This is a genomic window from Rhodococcus sp. T7 (genome assembly GCF_009872365.1).
Taxonomy (GTDB): Bacteria; Actinomycetota; Actinomycetes; order Mycobacteriales; family Mycobacteriaceae; genus Rhodococcus_F.
Window position 1 is genome coordinate 51,825 of sequence record NZ_WXYH01000321.1, and the last position, 19,105, is coordinate 70,929.

Below are 19,105 nucleotides of genomic sequence, written 5' to 3' on the forward strand. Positions count from 1 at the left end.
TCGGTTTGCTACCACGCGGAAATCGCCTACAAAACCCGTAATGTGACGGTGGACGGGACGGGACCAAACCTGGCGGCGTACACGCTCCACACAGTGGATTCGGTCAGCAAGCCTCGAGAGTCTTCACGGCGATCATCTGCACCAGGTCGTCGAGGGCGGCAAGGGTGGCGTCGTCGTCGCGGTCGACGAGCCAGCGCAGCACCAGCCCGTCGAGCGCAGTCAGAATGACGCGTGCGTTTTATTCGACGGGCGTGCCCCAGATGATCCCGGCCCGGTGTACGCACAGGTCGAGGAACGCGATTGCTTCGGTGTCCATGGTGCGGTACTGGCGGGCTGCGATCGCCCCGGCAGAGTCGTTGCCGGCGCCGCGTTGTCGGAGGGCCTGCGCGGTGATCTCGTAGGTGGACTGGCGAGTGTGCGCGATGCGTTCTCGCACAAGGTCGTCAGCTGGCGTTCCGGCCCATGTGGTGCTCTCCGCGCTCGACGTACCAGCAGAGCGCGAACGGAGCACCCCCACGGAGAAGCGCTCGCACCGACAACCGAAGGCATATCCGGAGTAGCCCTCCATATGTAAGCATCCAATATCTGATATACACCGGCGGCGCTTTCCTGCACCGACCACCCGGGGCGCATGTGCCGATCCTGGTCGCACCCTGCCCGCGCCGGGCTACGATCTCGCCCGTGACACTCGGTGACTTCCCGATGGCTCTCCTCCACTTCCACTACCAGCTGGCCCGCCTCCCCTTCCAGTGGGTCGAGAGCCTCGCGCTCACTCATCTCGACGAGCAGCGGCCGGTGCGTGCTGGCGTACGAGCAGTTCCTCATCGACTGCGACTGCGCCGCGTCCTACCTACTCGACGACGAGAATGCGGCCGCCCGCGCCGCCGACCTGAAGCGACACACGGCCGCCGTCCGGGACTCCCGCGGCGTCAACGCAGCCGCGGCGGCGAGGTCAGCGGCCCGAGTACAGCTCCTCGATGGTGGCCGCGTACTTGGCGTCGATCGGTCGGCGCTTGATTTTCATGGTGGGGGTCAGTTCGTCGCCGGACGGCTCCCAGATGTTCGGCAGCACTGCGTGCCGCTTGATCTGCTCGACCCGGGACAGCTTCGCGTTCGCGGACCGTACCGCCTCCTCGACGGCGGCGAGGACGACCGGATGCTGTGTGAGTTCTCCGTGCCCCGCCGCGGGCAGCGCGTGGCGGTCGGCGAACGCGGCGAGACCGTCGGGGTCGAGCGCGAGCAACGCCACGTTGTACGGGCGGTCGGTGCCGATCACCGCAGCGCCGCCGAGCATCGGGCAGGCCGCCCGCAGGGCGCCCTCGATGTTCGCCGGCGACATGTTCTTGCCCGCCGCGTTGACGATGAGTTCCTTCTTGCGGTCGACGATGCGGACGTATCCGTCGGCATCGATCTCGGCGATGTCGCCGGTGTGCAGCCAGCCGTCCTCGTCGATCGCCTCGGCGGTCCGTTCCGGATCGTTGCGGTAGCCGCGCATCACCAGCGGACCGGAGACGAGCAGTTCCCCGTCGTCGCTTTTCAGCTGCGTGCCGGGCAGGACCTGGCCGACCGTGCCGATCCGGATTGCGTCGGGCCGGTTCATCGTCACCACACAGGAGGTTTCCGACATGCCCCACACCTCGGAGCACCGAATACCCAGTGCCAGAACGAACTCCAGCACCTCGGTGGAGATGGCGGCCGCACCGGTGACCGCGACCCGAACCTGATCCAGGCCGAGTTTTTTGCGGACCGCGGCCAGTACCAGCCGGTCCGCGACCGCATGCTGCAGTGCCAGCACCGCGGGGACGTCCTGGCCGTCCGAGCGCAGCCGCGCGCGGCGCCGTCCCACGTCGATCGCCCACAGCGCCAGCTTCCTCTTCACCGGGCTGGGTTCCTCGGCGAGGGTCAGGTCGATCGCCACCTTGAGCTTGTACCAGACCTGCGGGACCGCGCCGAACACGGTCGGCCGCACCATCGGTAGCACGGTGATCGCCTGTTTCAGATCGTCGAGGGTGGTGATCTGCATGCCGCCGTACATGCTCTGGTAGTGCGCGCCCCACCGGTTCGCGACATGCGCGTCCGGCAGGTAGGACACGATCCGGTCGTCCGGTCCGGTGGCCAGCACCGAACTCGTCGCCGCCAGCTCGGCGAGCGTGTTGGCGTGGGTGAGCTCGACACCCTTGGGCGGCCCGGTGGTGCCGGAGGTGTAGATCAGCGTCAGCAGATCCGTCGGTTGCACCGCCGCCCAGCTGGCGTCGAAGTCGAACGACGGGTCGGCGGCGGCCTCGAGTTCGTCGAGCGTCAGGGTGCCCTCGGGGCGGGCGTCGACGCACACCAGATGCTCGACCGCGGTACCGGAGATCGCCTGCTGCAGGACCGGCACGAACTGCGCCTCGCAGATCATCACCCGGTTGCCGGCGTTGCCCAGTACGAAGGCGATCTGCTCCGCGGTGAGCGTGTTGTAGATGGAGAACGGAACGGCACCCGCGTGCAGCGCGCCGGTGTCGACGAGGTGGAACTCGGGACGGTTGGTCAGCATCAGCCCGACGGTGTCGCCGCGGCGCACCCCGAGACCGGACAGTCCCGCCGCGATGCGCCGCACCCGGTCGGCGTAGTCCCGCCACGTGTAGCTGATAGAGCCGTCCGGGGTGCGCAGCGCGACCCGGTCGGGATACTTCGAGGCGGTGGACTGGAAAGCGGCGCACAGCGTCGTCGGCGCGGCGCCACGAGAGCTCATCGGACCTCCCACGATTGATGTGGCGCCCAGTCTAGGACTCACGGCCCGCACCCGGATTCCGATTCGCCGGATTCCGTCGAGCTGCTCGGCGAGATGTCCGTTGACCCCGACAGGTGTCGGTGCTGTCGTCCAGTCCTGTTGATCTTCGGCGAGCTAGGTGCCGTGATAGCACCGAGTGTGATGGCCCCGAGTATCTACCGGCGATGCCGCGAGCACCGCTCGACCGGCACGGCGAACAGCTCGGACCCGAGCGGATCACGCAGGCCGCGACCTGCCCCGCCGGCCAAACTCGCGCATACGCATCCACTCGCGCATACCGCCGATCGGACCGCGTCACCAAGTCGCGGGCGGTCCGATACGGCACGGGTCCGCCCGGCCAAACGCATCTGGGCACGTCCACGCCGCCTGGATGAGCTATCCGCGGCGAACATCCACGGGAGGCCGTCCAGCTGGTCACGCGCGCCGCGCGGCGGCCTGAATTACGGCAGCGCGCGCACGTCGAGTACCGGTCCCGCGGCATGACCCCACCACCGCCCCAGGCGGAGGATTCCTTCATGACGAACGATGTCGAACGAAATGCCCGCGAGAAGATCCAAGGACTGATGCACCATAGACGGCGCGGCACCGAAAAGCCCTGTCGGACATCGGGCCCCGCTGCCATCGACCGGGCCTGTTCATGCCCCCACCAGATCACAGAGATCGGTGTCGGGGCTTCGTCGTCGAGGGGCGAGCGCCCACCGCCGGGACAGGGCCCCATCACCCATAGGCCTTCGGGCGCAGGTCACCCGCGCCGGAGAAGTCCTCGACGATCACACCCGAGGGGCTCGTCACGGAGTTCTGCATCGACTGAGGGCGGGGCCCACCCGTGTCCCATGTGTGCGGTGGCGGCGACAGACACCTGGGGTCGGTCCACGGGGCTGCGCTAATTCCCTACCTGCGTAACTGGTGATCGCCCGTGTGCTGGGTGCATGTGACGGGCGCGACGTTGGGGCGGAACGTCGTGAGACGGCAACACATCGTCCACGTCGGTTGAGCGGAACAGGAAGACCCTATGAAGCGGTGATCAATTACACCTGGTCGCCCGACAACGGGTTCACAGGGTTCGAACACTGCGGCGGTGACGTCCGGGGCTACCCTCCTCTTCGTGACTTCACGCACCGGCGCGTCGCCGACCCCCCCACTGCGGTGGGCAGCGATACGGGTGACGCTGACCCCGGTGAGGGTGGTGGCCCTGGGTTTCGCGGCCGCGATCGCCGTCGGCACCGGATTACTGCTCCTGCCCGCGGCGAGCCAGCCGGGTACCCACAGCGGTGTGATCGACGCCCTGTTCACCGCGACGTCGGCGATGTGCCTGACCGGGCTGATCGTGGTCGACACCCCCACCCACTGGTCCGGGTTCGGCCAGGGCACCATCCTGGCCCTGATCCAGGTCGGCGGCTTCGGGATCATGACGATGGCGTCGCTGGTCGGACTGATGCTCGCCAACCGGATCGGGCTGCGGGCCCGGCTCAACGCCGCCGCCGAGGTCCGGGCCTCCGGGCTCGGGGACGTGCGCAGCGTCGTCGTCGGGGTCGTCCGGGTCAGCGTCCTGATCGAGGCCGTCACCGCGCTCTGTCTGGCGGCCCGGTTCGCGGTCGGCTACGACGAGCCACCCGGGCGGGCCCTGTGGCTGGGGGTGTTCCACTCGATCTCGGCGTTCAACAACGCCGGCTTCGCGCTCTACAGCGACAACATCATCGGATTCGCCGACGACCCGTGGATCTGCGTGCCGTTGCTGGCCGCGGTGATCCTCGGCGGCATCGGCTTTCCGGTGCTGTTCGAGGTGGGCCGGCGGGTCCGCGGCACCAACTCCGCCCGGTGGAGCCTGCACACCCGGCTGACCGTCACGGTCACCGCGGTGCTGCTGGTGGCCGGGCCGGCGCTGGTGCTGGCACTCGAATGGGGCTACACCCTGCGCCACCACGATCTCGGGTCAAAACTGCTGGTGGCCGCGTTCCAGGGCATCATGCCCCGCACCGCCGGATTCAACAGCGTCGACTACGCCCAGATGGATCCCGCGACCCTGCTGGTGACGGACGTGCTGATGTTCATCGGCGGCGGCAGCGGCGGCACCGCGGGCGGCATCAAGGTCACCACCTTCGCGTTGCTGCTGTTCGCGATCGTCGCCGAGGTGCGCGGCGATCGGTCGGTGACCATCTTCGACCGCCGGATCGCCCCGCGGGTGCAACGCCAAGCCCTGTCGGTCGCGCTGATCGGTGTCGCCCTGGTGATGGTCCCGACGATCGTGCTGCTCGCCGGCACCCACTTCGATCTCAACGTGCTGCTGTTCGAGGTGACCTCCGCGTTCGCGACGGTGGGCCTGTCCACCGGCATCACCGCGCAACTCCCGGACTGGGGGCAGCTGATCCTGGTGGTGCTGATGTACTTGGGCCGGATCGGCTCGATCACCCTGGTCAGCGCGCTCGCCGCCCGGCAGCGGGACCGACGCTACGAACTCCCCGAAGAAAGGCCGTTCATTGGCTAGGAAACCGTCCTCCGACGTCGTCGTGGTGCTGGGGTTGGGCCGGTTCGGCAAATCCCTCGCCCTCGAGCTGATGGAACAGGGCACCGAGGTGCTCGGCATCGACTCCAGCGACGCGGTGGTGCAGAAGATCTCGCACCGCCTCACGCACGCCGCCGTCGCCGACACCACCGACGAGGAATCGCTGCGCCAGCTGTCGGTGCACGACTACGACCGGGCCGTGGTGGGGATCGGCTCCGACCTCGAGGCCAGCCTGCTCACCGCGTCCGCCCTGATCAACCTGGCGGTGCCGAACGTGTGGGCCAAGGCGATCAGCAACGCGCACGCGAAGATCCTCCACCAGATCGGTGTCGCGCACGTCGTGCGGCCCGAACACGACATGGGCAAGCGGGTGGCGCACCTGGTGCGCGGACGGATGATGGATTACATCGAATTCGACGACGGCTTCGCGATGGTCAAGACCACCCCACCGGCAGTAATGGTGGGCAAACGCCTGGGCGAGACCACCGTCCGCAGCACGTACGGCGTCACCGTCGTCGCGATCAAACGCCCGGGTGAAGGTTTCACCTACGCCACCGCCGACACCGTCCTCGCGCCGGGCGACACCATCATCGTCTCCGGCCGGGTGCGTGATACCGAACGATTCAGCGAACTGACCTGACTCCCCCGTCCCGCGTCCGAGGCCTCGCGGGCGGGAGCATCGATGTCCAGTGCTCAATGCGGACCAGCGGTCGGCGCGTAGGCTCCTCCGGGACGGTGACGGGAACGAGGTGATCGAGGTGATGCCCGGCAGGTTGCGCGCCCGGTTCAGTCGATCCGACGTGCTCACCGAACGCCCCGACTTCGCGCTGGTGGGAATCCTGCGGGTGCCGCAGCTGCACAGCAGTCCCGGGCAGGCCATCACCCGGCGGATCGGGTACGCCCTCGCCGCATTGGCCGCGGTGGTCCTGATCGTGTACCTCGACCGCGACGGCTACCGCGACGTGCAAGAAAACCCGCTCTCGCTGCTCGATTGCGTGTATTACGCGACGGTGTCGCTGTCGACCACCGGCTACGGGGACATCACCCCGATCACCGCGCAGGCGCGGCTGGTCAACATCCTCGTCGTCACCCCGCTGCGGATCTTCTTCCTCATCGTCCTGGTCGGCACCACCCTCGCCGCGCTGACCGAGACCTCCCGCCAAAGCTACAAGATTCAGCGGTGGCGGCGCCGCACCCGCCATCACACCGTCGTCGTCGGGTACGGCACCAAGGGCCGCGCCGCCGTCAACGCGATGCTCGGTGACGGGGCCGACCCCTCGAACATCGTGATCGTCGATACCGATCCGGCGGTCCTCGACACCGCCACCGAGCAGCGGTTGGTGACCGTGCACGGGTCGGCGACCCAGTCGGACGTGCTGCGACTGGCAGGGGCGCAGCATGCGTCGTCGATTGTCGTCGCCACCACCCGCGACGACACCGCGGTACTGGTGACGCTCACCGCGCGCGAACTCGCACCGAACGCGAAGATCGTCGCCTCGGTGCGCGAAGCCGAGAACGCGCACCTGCTGCGCCGGTCCGGCGCCGACACCGTGGTCGTCTCCTCCGAGACCGCGGGCCGGCTCCTCGGCGCCGCCACCACCACCCCGAACGTGGTGGACATCATCGAGGACCTGCTCACCCCGGAGACCGGATTCGCGATCGCCGAACGCACCGTCGAACCCGGCGAGGTCGGCGAGTCACCGCGGCAGCTGCCCGACATCGTCCTCGGTGTGGTGCGCGACGGACGGTTGCTGCGCAGCGGAACACCCGAGGTCGACACGGTAGCGGCGGGCGACACGCTGCTCTACATCCGACAGGTGACCGACTGACCGGCAACCAATGCTTGGTGGATGCCGTGCACCACTGGTGCGGCGACCGGTCGTGAACTCGAGGGCCAGCTCTCCGGAGGTTACGACGACACGTGTCGGTGCGATGGGGGCGGCGGTCTGGCCGCCCGTGATCGGCGTCGCCGCCGGCTTTCCTGCTGCTCCGGGGCGCCCTCCTGGTCATGCCCATGGATACGACCGGAGCCTATGAACGGTTCACACAGACCTTGATCTGGATCCCGCTGCGGGGCACGTCGAGGTGTGCGGCGATGAGATCGGTTGCGTCGGCTTCGGCGTCGGCCAGGCGCCAGGTGTGGCCGGCGATGCCGAACTCGGGGACCTCGAGTAACCACGCCTTGCCGTCCCGGGTCACCTGCACGGTGTAGGTCATCGCGCGACCGCCTCCCTTTCCGGGCAGTCGGCGGCCAGGTCGGCCCCGTCATCTGCCGTTGTTGTCAATGGTGCGAGTTCGTCCCCAGCCACCGTCACCGGTGGGGCACCGGTGTGCAACTCGAGCCGAAAGGAGTGCCACATCGCGGCACGCAACGAAACGAAGCGCCTCCGGGAGCAGGTGGCACTTGTGTGGAGAGCGGGCGTTCGGGGACCCCGCCCGCAGACCCGATTGTAAAGAACCCTTTACCATTGGGTCGTCGTCCTGGTAGCGACGTTCTGTCCCCGACTTGCAGAGAGAGTTATGAGCAGCGCTTCGCGCAAACGCAAACCTCGAAGACCCCGCCCGCCCCGTGCTGCTGATCGCAGCCCCATCACCCGGTCGCGGGTGAGCAGATGGTGACCATCGTTGTGAGCATCACGTTCGGGATCCTGGTCGTGGTCGCCATCACCGCGGTGACCGGGTACTTCGTGGCCCAGGAATTCGCCTACATGGCGGTCGACCGCTCGCGGCTGAAGGCCCGCGCCGAGGCCGGTGACACCGCCGCCGCCCGGGCCCTGACCGTCACCCGCCGCACCTCGTTCATGCTCTCCGGTGCCCAGCTCGGCATCACCGTCACCGGCCTGCTGGTCGGTTACGTCGCCGAGCCCCTGATCGGCCGCGGCCTCGGGGAACTCCTCGGCGGCGTCGGGGTCCCGACCGCGGTCGGGATCGGTGTCGGCGCGATCCTCGCGATCGGGTTCTCCACCTTCGTCCAGATGGTCTTCGGTGAGCTGTTCCCGAAAAACCTGGCCATTGCCCGTCCGGAACCGGTGGCCCGCTGGCTGGCCCTGTCGACCACGCTGTATCTGAGGCTGTTCGGCTGGTTGATCCGGCTGTTCGACCAGTCGTCGAACCTGCTGCTGCGGGCGCTGCGGATCGAGCCGGTGCACGACGTCGAGCATTCGGCGACGCCCCGGGACCTCGAGCACATCGTCGCGCAGTCCCGCGCTGCCGGTGAGTTGCCGAAGGAGTTGTCCACCCTGCTCGACCGCATTCTCGATTTCCCCACCGAGACGGCCGAGCATGCGATGATCCCGCGCGCACAGGTGGACACCGTCCGCGCCGCCGAGCCGCTGTCCGCGGTGCTCGACCGGATGGGCTCCGGGCACACCCGCTACCCCGTCGTCGGGACGAGTTCGGACGACCTGCACGGGGTGATCCACCTGCACGACCTGCTGGGTGCCGATCCGTCGGGGACGGCGGGGTCGCGGTGCCGGCCGCCGGTGATCGTGCCCGCCTCGCTGCCGCTGCCGCAGGTCCTCGCCCAGCTGACCGACAGGAAGGAGGAGATGGCCCTGGTGATCGACGAGTACGGCGGATTCGCCGGAATCGTCACGATCGAGGATCTCGCGGAGGAACTGGTCGGGGAGATCGCCGACGAGCACGACCCCGCCAACACCAGCACGGCGATCGGGTCCGCCGCCGACGGCTGGACGATTCCCGGAGGGCTGCATCTGGACGAGGTCGAACGCATCGTCGGGCACCCCGTGCCGGACGGGGATTACGAGACGCTCGCCGGGCTGGTGATCGCCCATTTCGGCGGTCTGCCCCGCATGGGAGACACCGTCGACATCCCGCTCGCGCCCGACCCGGCCGACCTGATCGCCGACGGTGATCCGCCGCGCCGGTACCTCACCGCGCAGGTTCGCGGGGTCGCCCATCGGGTGCCGTCCTCGGTGTCCGTCACCGTTCACGCCGAACAGCAAGGAGGGTCGGCCGATGAGTAGTCCGTGGGTCGTCGTGGTCGTCACGGTCGGGCTGATCGCGGCCAGCGCGTTCTTCGTCGCGGTCGAGTTCGCGCTCATCGCGGCCCGCCGGCACCGGCTCGAGGACGCCGCACCGAACAGCCGCGCGGCCCGGGCCGCGTTGCGCAGCGCGTCGGAGCTGTCGGTGCTACTGGCCGGCTCGCAGCTCGGCATCACGGTCTGCACCCTCGCGCTCGGTGCGATCACCAAACCCGCGGTCCATCACTGGCTCACCCCGGCCTTCGAGGGATGGGGCGCCCCGCTGTGGCTCGCGGACGTCGCCGGGTTCGTCCTCGCCCTGCTCGTCGTCACCTTCCTGCACCTGGTCGTCGGGGAGATGGCACCGAAGTCGTGGGCGATCGCGCACCCGGAGAAATCGGCGACCCTGCTGGCGATCCCGATGCGCGGGTTCATGTGGGCCAACCGCCCCGCCCTGAACGCGCTGAACCGGATGGCGAACTGGTGCCTGGTCAAGGTCGGGGTGACCCCGGTCGACCAGGTCGGCTCCGGTCAGGACTCCGACACACTGCGGCACCTGGTGGAGCACTCGGCGACCGCCGGCACCCTCGACGAGCGTTACCACGGTCAGTTGACCAGCGCCTTGGAACTCGAGGCTGTGACCGTCGGGGAGATGGTGCGGCCGAACCCGGCCCCGTCCAGTGTCCCCCCGGAGGCGACCCCGGGCGAGATCCGCGCCGCCGGTCAGCGCTGCGGGCACCTGCGGCTGCTGGTCCGCGGCGACGCCGGCGTCGAGGGTGTGGTGCACGTGCGCGACAGCCTGCACGCGCCGCCGTCCTACACCGCGCGGGCGTTGATGCGGTCGGTGCTCACCCTGCCCGCCGACGCCCCGGTGTACGAGGCGCTGCGCACCATGCGCGAGACCCGCAGCCACCTGGCGCTCGTCCTCGACGACGACGGCGAGGTGACCGGGCTGCTCACCCTCACCGACGTGCTGCAGCGGCTGCTGCCGACCGCCGCCGCCGCCTGACCCAGCGGGTCCCGACGCGGCGGGTCCTGACCGAGCGATCTCCCGGTCAGGGCTCGCTGTCGCGGTACAGCCGCCAGAACCACACCCCGCTGCCCAGCAGGCACACCAACCCCGATCCGAGCGCTCCGACCACCACCAGCATCGTGCCCACCGACACCAACGCGACCACACAGGCGATTTGGACCAGAACGGTGAGAGGCACAGACACGAATGTGTCGGAGAACCCGTGTCGGTGCAACAAAGACCGAACACCTTCTTCCTCCCTCGGACCCGCTCCGGCGGACGTCGGCCCACACCTCCCATCCACAATGTCCGATTTGTCCGGTTTCGCCTACACTGAAGCCCACCAGCCGTTCGAGGACTCCTCGCGAGGAGAAGGGACATGGGCCACCGTCACAGACCCCGGCCGCTCCGACCTGGGCGGCTGCGATGAACGACATCGTGGTCAATGCCGGACTGGTACTGCTTTTTGTGCTGGTCGGTGGCGTGTTCGCCGCCACCGAAATTGCGTTGGTGTCCTTGCGGGAGGGGCAGATCCGTCGCCTCGAGCGGCGCACGGGCCGCAGCGCCCGCACCGCGGCGTTGGCGCGTAATCCCAACCGGTTCCTGTCCGCGGTGCAGATCGGTGTCACCGTGGCCGGCTTTCTCTCCGCCGCCTACGGCGCCTCCACCATCGCCCCCGCTCTGGTGCCCTCTCTGCAGGCGTGGGGTCTGCCGCCGGCGGCCGCCTCGCCACTGCACTGATCGGCACCACCCTGCTGATCGCGTATCTGTCGCTGATCCTCGGTGAGTTGGTCCCCAAACGTATTGCCCTGCAACGCTCCACCGAGGTCTCGCTGCTGACGGCGCCGACCCTGGACCGGTTCGCCACCGCGATGCGCCCGGTCATCTGGTTGCTGTCGGCCTCCACCGACCTGCTGGTGCGGCTGGTGGGTGGAGACCCGAAGGCGAAAGGGGAGGCGATCACCCATGAGGAGCTGCGGGATCTGCTGATCGGGCACACCGCGATCGCCGAGAGCGAACGCCGCATCCTCTCGGAGGTCTTCGATGCCGGCCGGCGCTCGCTGGCCGAGGTGATGCGCCCGCGTACCGACGTCGACTTCCTGCCCGCCGCCACCCCCCTCGGCGAGGCCCGGCGGCAGGCACTCGATGGCGGGCACAGCCGGTATCCGGTCACCGCCGCCTCGTTCGACGACATCGTCGGAGTCGTCCACCTGCGTGACCTGCTGCGCGCCGATGAGCATCGGGTGGCCACGGTGGCGGAGCTCTGCCGGCCGGTCCTGCAACTGCCCGCCTCCAAACCCGCCCTGGCCGCGCTGTCGGACATGCGCCGCGACAATCTGCAGATCGCGATCGTCGTCGACGAATACGGCGGCACCGCCGGCATCGTCACCCTCGAGGACATCGTGGAGGAAATCGTCGGCGAGATCGGCGACGAGTACGAAACCACCCCGCCGGTGACCGCCGACGGAGCATCGCGACCACCGACCCACCAGCAGGTGGACGGGCTCCTGATCATCGAGGACTTCGAGACCGTCACCGGCATCACCCTGCCCGAGGGCCCGTACGAGACGGTCGCCGGTTTCGTGCTGCACGAGCTGCAACGGGTGCCGCAACTCGGTGACGGCATCACCTTCGACGGTCACCGGCTCACCGTCAGCGCCGTCGACGGCCGCCGCATCTCCCGGGTCCGCGTCACCCACCCCCGGCCGACCGCGGACACGCGGCGCACGCACGTGGACTCGGAGCGGTCATGAACCGCAACGCCCTCGGGCCGTACCATTCCGGGCCGACTCGACTGGTCGGTGGTCGGCTTCGGCGCCGAGACGGCGGCCACGAACCGGCGCAACATCCGCCGGTCCGGCCTCGGCCGGCAGCGGCCTTGGCGGCGGCGGTGCCGCCGGACGATACTCACCTCGTGAAGAATCGGCGGCAGGGCCGGATCTGGACCTGGCTCTTCGGCGTGCACGCGGCGTTGGTGCTCGGATTGCTTCTGTTGTTCGTGCTCGTCGCCGAGCTCACCGATCCCACCGGCGGCGCGAACATCGGGGCCGGCATCCTGCTGCTGCCGTTGCTGCCGCTGGGTCTGCCCTGGTCCCTGCCGGTGATCGTCGACCCGTACCGCTTCGACCCCGCGGCCGAATCCCTTGTGTACACCGTGTACCTGGGACCGGCGCTGCTCAACGTGGCCGTGCACGGGCTCCTGCTGCTGTCCTGCTCTGTGCTGCGTGCACAGCACTCCGTGTTCCGTGCGCAGCAGCGGCCGCCACGGCGAGCTCCTGGCGGAGTGTGAGGACCAGGCCGCGGGCAACAGTGGCGAAAGTTTGGACTCGTACCTAGACCGGGAGCGTGGGACATGGGAATACGGACCCCCGAGGGTCAACCGTTGTTGTCCCGCCGCGCCCGGGTGTGGCTGATGGTGGCGTTCGCATCGTTCGTCCTGCTGTTCGTCGGGCCACCGCTGATCGAGATGTACACGAACTGGTTGTGGTTCGGGGAGGTCGGGTTCCGTGGCGTCTGGATGACGGTGGTGCTCACCCGGCTGTCGCTGTTCGTGATCGTCGCGGCGCTGGTCGCCGGCATCGTGTTCCTGGGTGTGCTGCTGGCCTACCGCTCGCGGCCGGTGTTCATCCCCGCCTCCGGGCCGGAGGACCCGATCGCCCGCTACCGCACGATGGTGCTCGGCCGGAAACGGTTGTTCGGGCTGGGGATTCCGATCGCTGTGGGTCTGCTCTGTGGGTTGATCGCGCAGGGCAACTGGGCGACGGTGCAACTGTTCCTGCGCGGCGGCTCCTTCGGGCGGACCGATCCCGAGTTCGGGCACGACATCGGGTTCTACGCCTTCGATCTGCCCTTCTACCGCAGTGTGCTCAACTGGTTGTTCGTGGCCGTGCTGTTCGCCTTCCTGGCCAGCCTGGTGACGCACTACCTGTTCGGCGGGTTGCGGGTGTCCGGTAAGGGCGGCGCGCTGTCCGGGCCGGCCCGCGTCCAGCTCGCGGTGCTCGCCGGAACGTTCATCGTCCTCAAGGCGGTGGCGTACTGGCTCGACCGCTACGCGCTGCTCTCGAGCAGCCGTAAGGAACCCACCTTCACCGGCGCCGGCTACACCGACATCCACGCCGAACTGCCCGCCAAACTCATCCTGGCGGCGATCGCGGTGATCTGCGCCGCCTCGTTCTTCGCCGCGATCGTGCTGCGCGACCTGCGGATCCCGGCCATGGCCGCGGCGCTGCTGGTGCTGTCCTCGATCCTGGTCGGCGGGGTGTGGCCGCTGCTGATGGAGCAGTTCTCGGTGCGCCCGAACGCCGCCGATGTCGAGCGCCCCTACATCGAGCGCAACATCGACGCCACCCGTCACGCGTACCGGATCGGCGGCGACACCGTCGAATACCGAGACTATCCGGGTGTGGGAACCCGCCCTCCCCGCGAGGTTCCCGCGGACGTGACGACCATCGCCAACGCCCGCCTCTTGGACCCGGATGTGCTCTCGCGCACCTTCACTCAGCAGCAGCAACTCAAGAACTTCTACGGGTTCCCGGCGACACTGGACATCGACCGATACGACATCGACGGCGAACCCCGGGACTACATCGTCGCCGCCCGTGAACTGTCCCCGAACAGCCTCACCGGCAACCAGACGGACTGGATCAACCAGCACACCGTCTACACACACGGCAACGGATTCGTCGCCGCCCCCGCGAACCGCGTGAACGCCGCCGTGCGGGACGCGACCGTCGATACCTCCAACAGCAACAGCGGCTACCCCATCTACGCCGTCAGCGACATCGCCACCCAGGGATCGGCAGACCAGGTGATCCCGGTCGAGCAACCCCGCATCTACTACGGCGAGGTGATCGCCCAATCGGACCCGGACTACGCCGTCGTCGGCGCCACCCCGGACTCGCCGCCCCGCGAATACGACACCGACACCTCCACCTACACCTACACCGGAGCCGGCGGCGTCCCCATCGGAAACTGGCTCAACCGATTGGCATTCGCCGCCAAGTACGCCGAACGCAACCTTCTGTTCTCGCGGGCAATCGGCGCCGATTCGAAGATCCTCTTCCACCGCGACCCGGTAGAACGCGTCCAGCACGTCGCCCCCTGGCTGACCACCGACGCCAACCCCTACCCCGCGGTCGTGGCCGGGAAGATCGTCTGGATCATCGACGCGTACACCACCCTGGGCAACTACCCGTACGCGCAGCGCAGCTCACTCGACGAGCCGGTCACCGACGCCGCCACCGGCCGCCAGCTGCCCCGCGAGGAAATCTCCTACGCACGCAACTCCGTCAAGGCCACCGTCGACGCCTACGACGGCACCGTGACGCTGTATCAGGTCGATGACCAGGATCCGGTCCTGACCGCGTGGATGAACATCTTCCCCGGCACCGTGCAGCCGCAGGACACCGTGCCCGAGGAGCTGCGCGCCCACTTCCGCTACCCCGAGGACCTGTTCGAGGTACAGCGGGAGCTGCTGGCCAAATATCACGTGGACGAGCCCCGGGAGTTCTTCACCACCAACGCCTTCTGGTCGGTGCCAAGCGACCCGACCGTGGAGGAGAACCCGAACCAGCGACCGTTCTACGTGCTGGTCGGAGACCAGCAGAGCGCGCAACCCTCGTTCCGGTTGGCCAGCGCAATGGTGGGGTTCAACCGCGAGTTCCTCTCCGCGTACATCTCCGCGCATTCCGACCCCGAGAACTACGGCACGCTCACCGTGCTGCGGTTGCCGACGGACACCCTCACGCAGGGACCGCAACAGATCCAGAACTCGATGATCTCCGACACCCGGGTCGCCTCCGAACGCACCCTGCTCGAGCGCTCGAACCGTATCCAGTACGGCAACCTGCTGACGTTGCCGATCGCCGACGGCGGGGTCCTCTACCTCGAACCCCTCTACACCGAGCGGATCTCCTCGGAACAGAACGGTTCGACCTTCCCCCAACTCTCCCGGGTGCTGGTCAGCTACCGTGAGCCCGGCACCGGCGGTGTCCGGGTCGGCTACGCCCCCACCCTCGCCGAGGCCCTCGACCAGGTCTTCGGCGCCGGAACCGGTCGCGCGGCGACCGCACCCGGTGGCGACGCGGCAACCCCCTCACCACCCGGAACCGGAGAACCCCCACCCCAAACGCCCCCGCAGCAGCAGGACGCCCCCGCCCCGGCGACGCCCCCACCCACACCTGGGGATGTGGCCACCGCCGTCGACGAACTCGATGCGGCACTGGCCAACCTGCGCACCGCCCAGGACAGCGGCGACTACGTCGCGATCGTCGCGGCCCTCGCCCGCCTGCAGGAGGCGGTCGACGCCTACCAAACCGCAGGGGAATAGGCCGTCGGTGAACCATCACCGTGCTCCACCACAGTCTCTGCCTGACGATGATCTGCCACAGCGCCCGGCATGAGACCGGCGGCGGGCAGAGCGCCGAATAGCCCCGCAGGCGGGTAAAGTCACAGGTCAGCGAGGAAGTGGTTGATGCTGACCGGGTCGAGTCTCGAAGCCGAGGATCTGCGGTGGGGTTGGGTCCTGGTCGGGTTCGCCGTGGGATGCGGTGCGGTGCTTGCCCTCACCCCGCTCTACCTGGTACTGGCTGCCGCTGCTGTAGGTCTCATCGGACTGGGCGTGTTCCGCCTCGCCGGTCATCGCACCGCCGGGGCAAGGTTGGCCTCGCTCGGGTTGGGTGCGCTGCTCCCGGCCGCCGTTGTCGCGGCCGTTGTCGGGGTCGATTCGTTCTGACCGTTCGGGCCGACTCGGCGCCCTCCTCCGCCTTACGGGCCCCACGCAACCCCCACGCGGTCGCGGTCACGACCGCCTCGTGCAGCGGCGCCTTCGCGACCACCGTGCGGGCCGCGTTGTAGGCGGCGACCCCGACGGCGCCGGTCACCACGGTGGACGCGGCCTTGGCGAGCAGCATGTGAACGGCCATACCTCATCAGGGCACTCGCGCCGGGGATTCGCATGCAGGCGGGGCCCAGGTGCGCCACCCGCGACCGGACCACCGGGACCGTCCCGGGCGGCGGGCGAGCCCCCGCCCCGGGCCCGCACCGATATCGGGCACACTGGAAGTGCGTCTCCAATCGGCGAAGAGTCGGGGTGTCGCACGAATCGTGGTTCCCATGTCCGAGGAAATCGGTGTGAATGCATCGTCGGGTCAAACGATGGTGGTCGGGGTCGATGGATCACCGGCCGCTCGGGGAGCTGCGGTGTGGGCATCGGCGCTGGCATCCTGCACGGGCACACCACTCAGGCTCGTACACGCCCTCCCCGAGCCGCTCTACCGCGTGAGCGACGTCACCGCCATGGGACAGGCACCGGCAATCGCCCAGGCTCGCAAGGTCGGTGAGATGATGCTCGGCGAGGCGACCACCGCAGTTCGGCTCCGCTTCCCGGACCTCGACGTGCGCACCGACCTGGTCCCGGGGCCGACCGCTCCGGCTCTGACGGCATGCGGCGCGGCCGCGACGATGATCGTGGTCGGCGCCGACGACCCACGCGGAGTGGGGGCGCTGGCGACCGGCTCGACCGCAATCCACCTCGTCAAACACAGCACCTGCCCGATCACGGTGTGGCGCGGACAGCCCGGGACGCTCCCGGACCATCGGCCGGTCGTCGTCGGCGTCGACCCCAGTGGCTCCAGCGCCGCCGCCGTACTGTCGGCATTCGAGTTCGCGCATCTCTGCCACACACCGGTGATCGCCGTCTACGGTTGGTCGACTCGGCACTCGGCCGGCGACGTGACCATTCCATTGCTGGTCGACTGGGAAGCCCTCGACGAATCCGAACGGGCCGTGCTGGCCGCACAACTCGCCGAGGCGAAACGGCGGTACCCCGACGTCGCGGTCACCGCCGTGGTCGAACCGAAGAATCCGGCACAGTTGATCACCGATCAGGCCGCCGACGCGCAACTGGTCGTGGTCGGCAGCCACGGCCGCGGCCGCTTCACCGGCGCAATCCTCGGATCGGTGAGCCAGCATCTACTCCACCACAGCCCCGGCCCGATCATGATCCACCGCGGTGCGCACCACGGGAACCCGTGAACGGCAGCGCTGGGAATTTGGGACACCGGATGCAGCCGCCGCAAATCCCGGGAAAACCCCCTGGTCACAGCGTCTCGAAAGTTAGTTCCACAATTTCGTGTCACAACAGGCGTATTGCCCTGAATTTTCGGTACGTTCCCGGGTGTGGAGTTGGGATACGCCCGGGTCGCGAGGATCATCGCCGCGCTCACGAACACGGGGATCGACCGGGCGAACATTCACGCTGGCAGAATTGGGTGGCGCCTTACGCCCGCACGGCGGGCACACAGACCGGTTGTTCGCGATTGGTTTTGATCTGATGCGCGCTCGCGCATGATGTGGCCGCTGTCAGCCGATTGTTCGTAACGTGGGCAGATCAGCCGGGCAATCGAGGACGAAGCGTTGAAGCGACCGGACCTGATCGTCCGCACGCGACGGAGCTGGTTACTTCCTCAGCACATCTTGCGCCGCTTGCAGAAGGTCGCTCGGTTCGACGTCCAGGACGCCGCAAATCCTGTAGAGCTCGGACAATCCGATCTCACGCTCGGCCCGCTCGATCCTCGCCATAGTCGGTCGGCTGAGGCCGGACCGGTCCGGTCCGCGAGTTCGTCACAACTGATGTTCTTCAGCCCGCGCGACCATCGGCGCAGGTCGGTGGTGCGGTCCTGGACGCGGCGCAACGATGTGTGGGGTGAAACGGGCATCGGGTCTCCTCCGGTTCGGACTTCCCTTCGGCGAGAATGGATTCGACGTTGCCGGGGTGTCCCGGCAACGCGTGCTTCCGCCAGGCCAGTGTGACCGATGCCGGTGCCAGGTGCCGGTGTTTCCCGGGTGCACGCCCCTGCAGGCCGCCGCGGCCCCGAGCGCATGGTCACCGATCCGGCGGTGGTGGCGGTCGTGGGGTCCGGGTGAGCGTGGGCCGCGGCGACAAGCGGACCGCGAGATCCGCTGCGCCCGGGTCCGTAACACCCCCGGTGTCCCGTTTCGGTTGCGCGCGACAGGTATCGGACTACCGTCCGTCACGAACACGCCGGCAATCCCCGGCGCACCCGCGCAGAAGGAGGCCACCGTGCCCCGACGGATGTACAACGCCACCATCGAACTTCGCCGAACGGTTCGACCAACTCACCGAGGGCGACCTCGACCACCGACTCGATCAGCTCTGCGGGTTTCATCCCGCGATCGGGCGGGGTGAGCGGGGGACCGCGATCACCATCAGCCTCATCGCGGACGGCCCCGACGAGGCGGGTGAGGTCGTGCGCACGCTGAACGCGCAGCGGGCGAACCCGAATCAGGTCGACATCGTGAACTCCACGGTGCTGACCACCGAGGAGTTCGACCGGGCGAACGGCATCGAGCGGTGTTGATGCCGCCCGTCGTCTGACCTGACCCCGGCGTCGACGAAACCCCCGCCTGCGGGGTGAGGGCATGGGTTTCGGTCAGGGGGCAGGTCCCGTCCGACCGGTCGACCTCAATCGCCTGGGCGGTGATCACCTGCACCAGGTCGTCGAGGTCGTCGAGGTCGTCGAGGTCGGCGATTGACCGACTGGATCGGCGGGATCGGTGACGGGAGCGGGGTGTGTCCACCGACCGGCTGGGTATCCGACGGGTATGGGTTCGGACGTCGGTGGCCGGGCATATCCGGAAGCCAGGTTGGCCGGGCACCTGCTTACCCTGGTAGGCGATCGGCACCTCACGGCATTGTCCGCGGAGCTGTCCGCGCTGGTGCAGCCGCCCGGGAGCGAGCCGGTGCGGCGACCGTCTACAGGGGCGTGTTGACCTGGTTGGTCACCGCGCTCGCGGACGTGGTCGTCGCCCGC

At 68.6% G+C, this 19,105-nt stretch carries 13 protein-coding genes and 4 pseudogenes; 11 read left to right on the plus strand and 6 right to left on the minus strand.

Annotated features, from left to right (window positions below):
• Positions 1-103: 103 nt before the first annotated feature.
• Positions 104-403, minus strand: a pseudogene (locus MLGJGCBP_RS25100) (TetR/AcrR family transcriptional regulator); the annotation flags it as partial.
• Positions 404-952: 549 nt separating this feature from the next.
• Complete coding sequence (locus MLGJGCBP_RS25105) at positions 953-2,734, minus strand: AMP-dependent synthetase/ligase (RefSeq protein ID WP_007298593.1); 1,782 nt, start codon at positions 2,732-2,734, stop codon at positions 953-955.
• A 1,201-nt stretch (positions 2,735-3,935) separates the two neighbouring features.
• Between MLGJGCBP_RS25105 and MLGJGCBP_RS25110 the strand changes: the two genes are divergently transcribed.
• The 3 genes from MLGJGCBP_RS25110 to MLGJGCBP_RS25120 all read left to right on the plus strand — a co-directional run bounded on the left by MLGJGCBP_RS25110 (position 3,936) and on the right by MLGJGCBP_RS25120 (position 7,105).
• Entirely contained in the window at positions 3,936-5,258 is a 1,323-nt protein-coding gene (locus MLGJGCBP_RS25110; RefSeq protein WP_007298592.1) for a TrkH family potassium uptake protein, read from the plus strand.
• Positions 5,251-5,916 (plus strand): potassium channel family protein, encoded by a 666-nt coding sequence (locus tag MLGJGCBP_RS25115; protein ID WP_039951859.1) that lies wholly within the window; start codon positions 5,251-5,253, stop codon positions 5,914-5,916. Before MLGJGCBP_RS25110 ends, MLGJGCBP_RS25115 begins: the two co-directional genes overlap by 8 nt.
• A gap of 121 nt (positions 5,917-6,037) precedes the next feature.
• On the plus strand, positions 6,038-7,105 hold the full coding sequence (locus MLGJGCBP_RS25120; RefSeq protein WP_007298590.1) for a potassium channel family protein: 1,068 nt from the start codon (positions 6,038-6,040) through the stop codon (positions 7,103-7,105).
• 202 nt (positions 7,106-7,307) lie between these two features.
• On the opposite strand, the gene MLGJGCBP_RS25125 is transcribed toward MLGJGCBP_RS25120, so the two are convergent.
• Complete coding sequence (locus MLGJGCBP_RS25125; RefSeq protein ID WP_007298589.1) at positions 7,308-7,493, minus strand: hypothetical protein; 186 nt, start codon at positions 7,491-7,493, stop codon at positions 7,308-7,310.
• 395 nt (positions 7,494-7,888) lie between these two features.
• Between MLGJGCBP_RS25125 and MLGJGCBP_RS25130 the strand changes: the two genes are divergently transcribed.
• Positions 7,889-9,262 (plus strand): hemolysin family protein, encoded by a 1,374-nt coding sequence (locus MLGJGCBP_RS25130; protein ID WP_007298588.1) that lies wholly within the window; start codon positions 7,889-7,891, stop codon positions 9,260-9,262.
• Positions 9,255-10,268 carry a hemolysin family protein gene (locus tag MLGJGCBP_RS25135; protein WP_007298587.1) on the plus strand — a complete coding sequence of 338 codons (1,014 nt, stop codon included), beginning with the start codon at positions 9,255-9,257 and terminating at the stop codon, positions 10,266-10,268. Before MLGJGCBP_RS25130 ends, MLGJGCBP_RS25135 begins: the two co-directional genes overlap by 8 nt.
• Positions 10,269-10,314: 46 nt before the next feature.
• Here the strand turns inward: MLGJGCBP_RS25135 and MLGJGCBP_RS25140 are convergent, their stop codons facing one another.
• A complete protein-coding gene (locus tag MLGJGCBP_RS25140; RefSeq protein WP_160098819.1) occupies positions 10,315-10,476 on the minus strand; it encodes a hypothetical protein in 162 nt (53 codons plus the stop codon).
• A gap of 221 nt (positions 10,477-10,697) precedes the next feature.
• On the opposite strand from MLGJGCBP_RS25140, the pseudogene MLGJGCBP_RS25145 reads away from it, so the two are divergent.
• The 4 genes and pseudogenes from MLGJGCBP_RS25145 (at position 10,698) to MLGJGCBP_RS25160 (ending at position 16,005) form a co-directional block, all read left to right on the plus strand.
• Positions 10,698-12,025: pseudogene (locus MLGJGCBP_RS25145) on the plus strand (hemolysin family protein).
• Positions 12,022-12,561 (plus strand): hypothetical protein, encoded by a 540-nt coding sequence (locus tag MLGJGCBP_RS25150; RefSeq protein ID WP_236581357.1) that lies wholly within the window; start codon positions 12,022-12,024, stop codon positions 12,559-12,561. The pseudogene MLGJGCBP_RS25145 and the gene MLGJGCBP_RS25150 overlap by 4 nt, the downstream one beginning before the upstream one ends.
• A 63-nt stretch (positions 12,562-12,624) precedes the next feature.
• A complete protein-coding gene (locus tag MLGJGCBP_RS25155; RefSeq protein WP_007298584.1) occupies positions 12,625-15,600 on the plus strand; it encodes a UPF0182 family protein in 2,976 nt (991 codons plus the stop codon).
• A 144-nt stretch (positions 15,601-15,744) separates the two neighbouring features.
• Positions 15,745-16,005, plus strand: coding sequence for a hypothetical protein (locus MLGJGCBP_RS25160; RefSeq protein ID WP_007298583.1), 261 nt, complete (start codon positions 15,745-15,747; stop codon positions 16,003-16,005).
• A 4-nt stretch (positions 16,006-16,009) separates the two neighbouring features.
• Here MLGJGCBP_RS25160 and MLGJGCBP_RS25165 read toward each other — a convergent pair.
• Positions 16,010-16,195 (minus strand): annotated as a pseudogene (locus MLGJGCBP_RS25165) (DUF1490 family protein); the annotation flags it as partial.
• A 208-nt stretch (positions 16,196-16,403) separates the two neighbouring features.
• On the opposite strand from MLGJGCBP_RS25165, the gene MLGJGCBP_RS25170 reads away from it, so the two are divergent.
• Complete coding sequence (locus MLGJGCBP_RS25170) at positions 16,404-17,306, plus strand: universal stress protein (protein WP_039951863.1); 903 nt, start codon at positions 16,404-16,406, stop codon at positions 17,304-17,306.
• A gap of 423 nt (positions 17,307-17,729) precedes the next feature.
• Here the strand turns inward: MLGJGCBP_RS25170 and MLGJGCBP_RS54365 are convergent.
• A pseudogene (locus MLGJGCBP_RS54365) lies at positions 17,730-17,867 on the minus strand (helix-turn-helix domain-containing protein); the annotation flags it as partial.
• Between the two features lie 392 nt (positions 17,868-18,259).
• Between MLGJGCBP_RS54365 and MLGJGCBP_RS25180 the strand changes: the two are divergent.
• Positions 18,260-18,652 carry a hypothetical protein gene (locus MLGJGCBP_RS25180; RefSeq protein ID WP_007298581.1) on the plus strand — a complete coding sequence of 131 codons (393 nt, stop codon included), beginning with the start codon at positions 18,260-18,262 and terminating at the stop codon, positions 18,650-18,652.
• The last annotated feature ends 453 nt before the right edge of the window (positions 18,653-19,105 follow it).

What these genes read in the sequence shown, in the direction of transcription:
- MLGJGCBP_RS25130 (WP_007298588.1), top strand. Translation starts at nt 7,889, where the DNA reads ATGGTGACCATCGTTGTGAGCATCACGTTCGGGATCCTGGTCGTGGTC.
- MLGJGCBP_RS25120 (WP_007298590.1), top strand. Translation starts at nt 6,038, where the DNA reads ATGCCCGGCAGGTTGCGCGCCCGGTTCAGTCGATCCGACGTGCTCACC.
- MLGJGCBP_RS25135 (WP_007298587.1), top strand. Translation starts at nt 9,255, where the DNA reads ATGAGTAGTCCGTGGGTCGTCGTGGTCGTCACGGTCGGGCTGATCGCG.
- MLGJGCBP_RS25125 (WP_007298589.1), bottom strand. Translation starts at nt 7,493, where the DNA reads ATGACCTACACCGTGCAGGTGACCCGGGACGGCAAGGCGTGGTTACTC.
- MLGJGCBP_RS25155 (WP_007298584.1), top strand. Translation starts at nt 12,625, where the DNA reads ATGGGAATACGGACCCCCGAGGGTCAACCGTTGTTGTCCCGCCGCGCC.
- MLGJGCBP_RS25150 (WP_236581357.1), top strand. Translation starts at nt 12,022, where the DNA reads ATGAACCGCAACGCCCTCGGGCCGTACCATTCCGGGCCGACTCGACTG.
- MLGJGCBP_RS25105 (WP_007298593.1), bottom strand. Translation starts at nt 2,734, where the DNA reads ATGAGCTCTCGTGGCGCCGCGCCGACGACGCTGTGCGCCGCTTTCCAG.
- MLGJGCBP_RS25160 (WP_007298583.1), top strand. Translation starts at nt 15,745, where the DNA reads ATGCTGACCGGGTCGAGTCTCGAAGCCGAGGATCTGCGGTGGGGTTGG.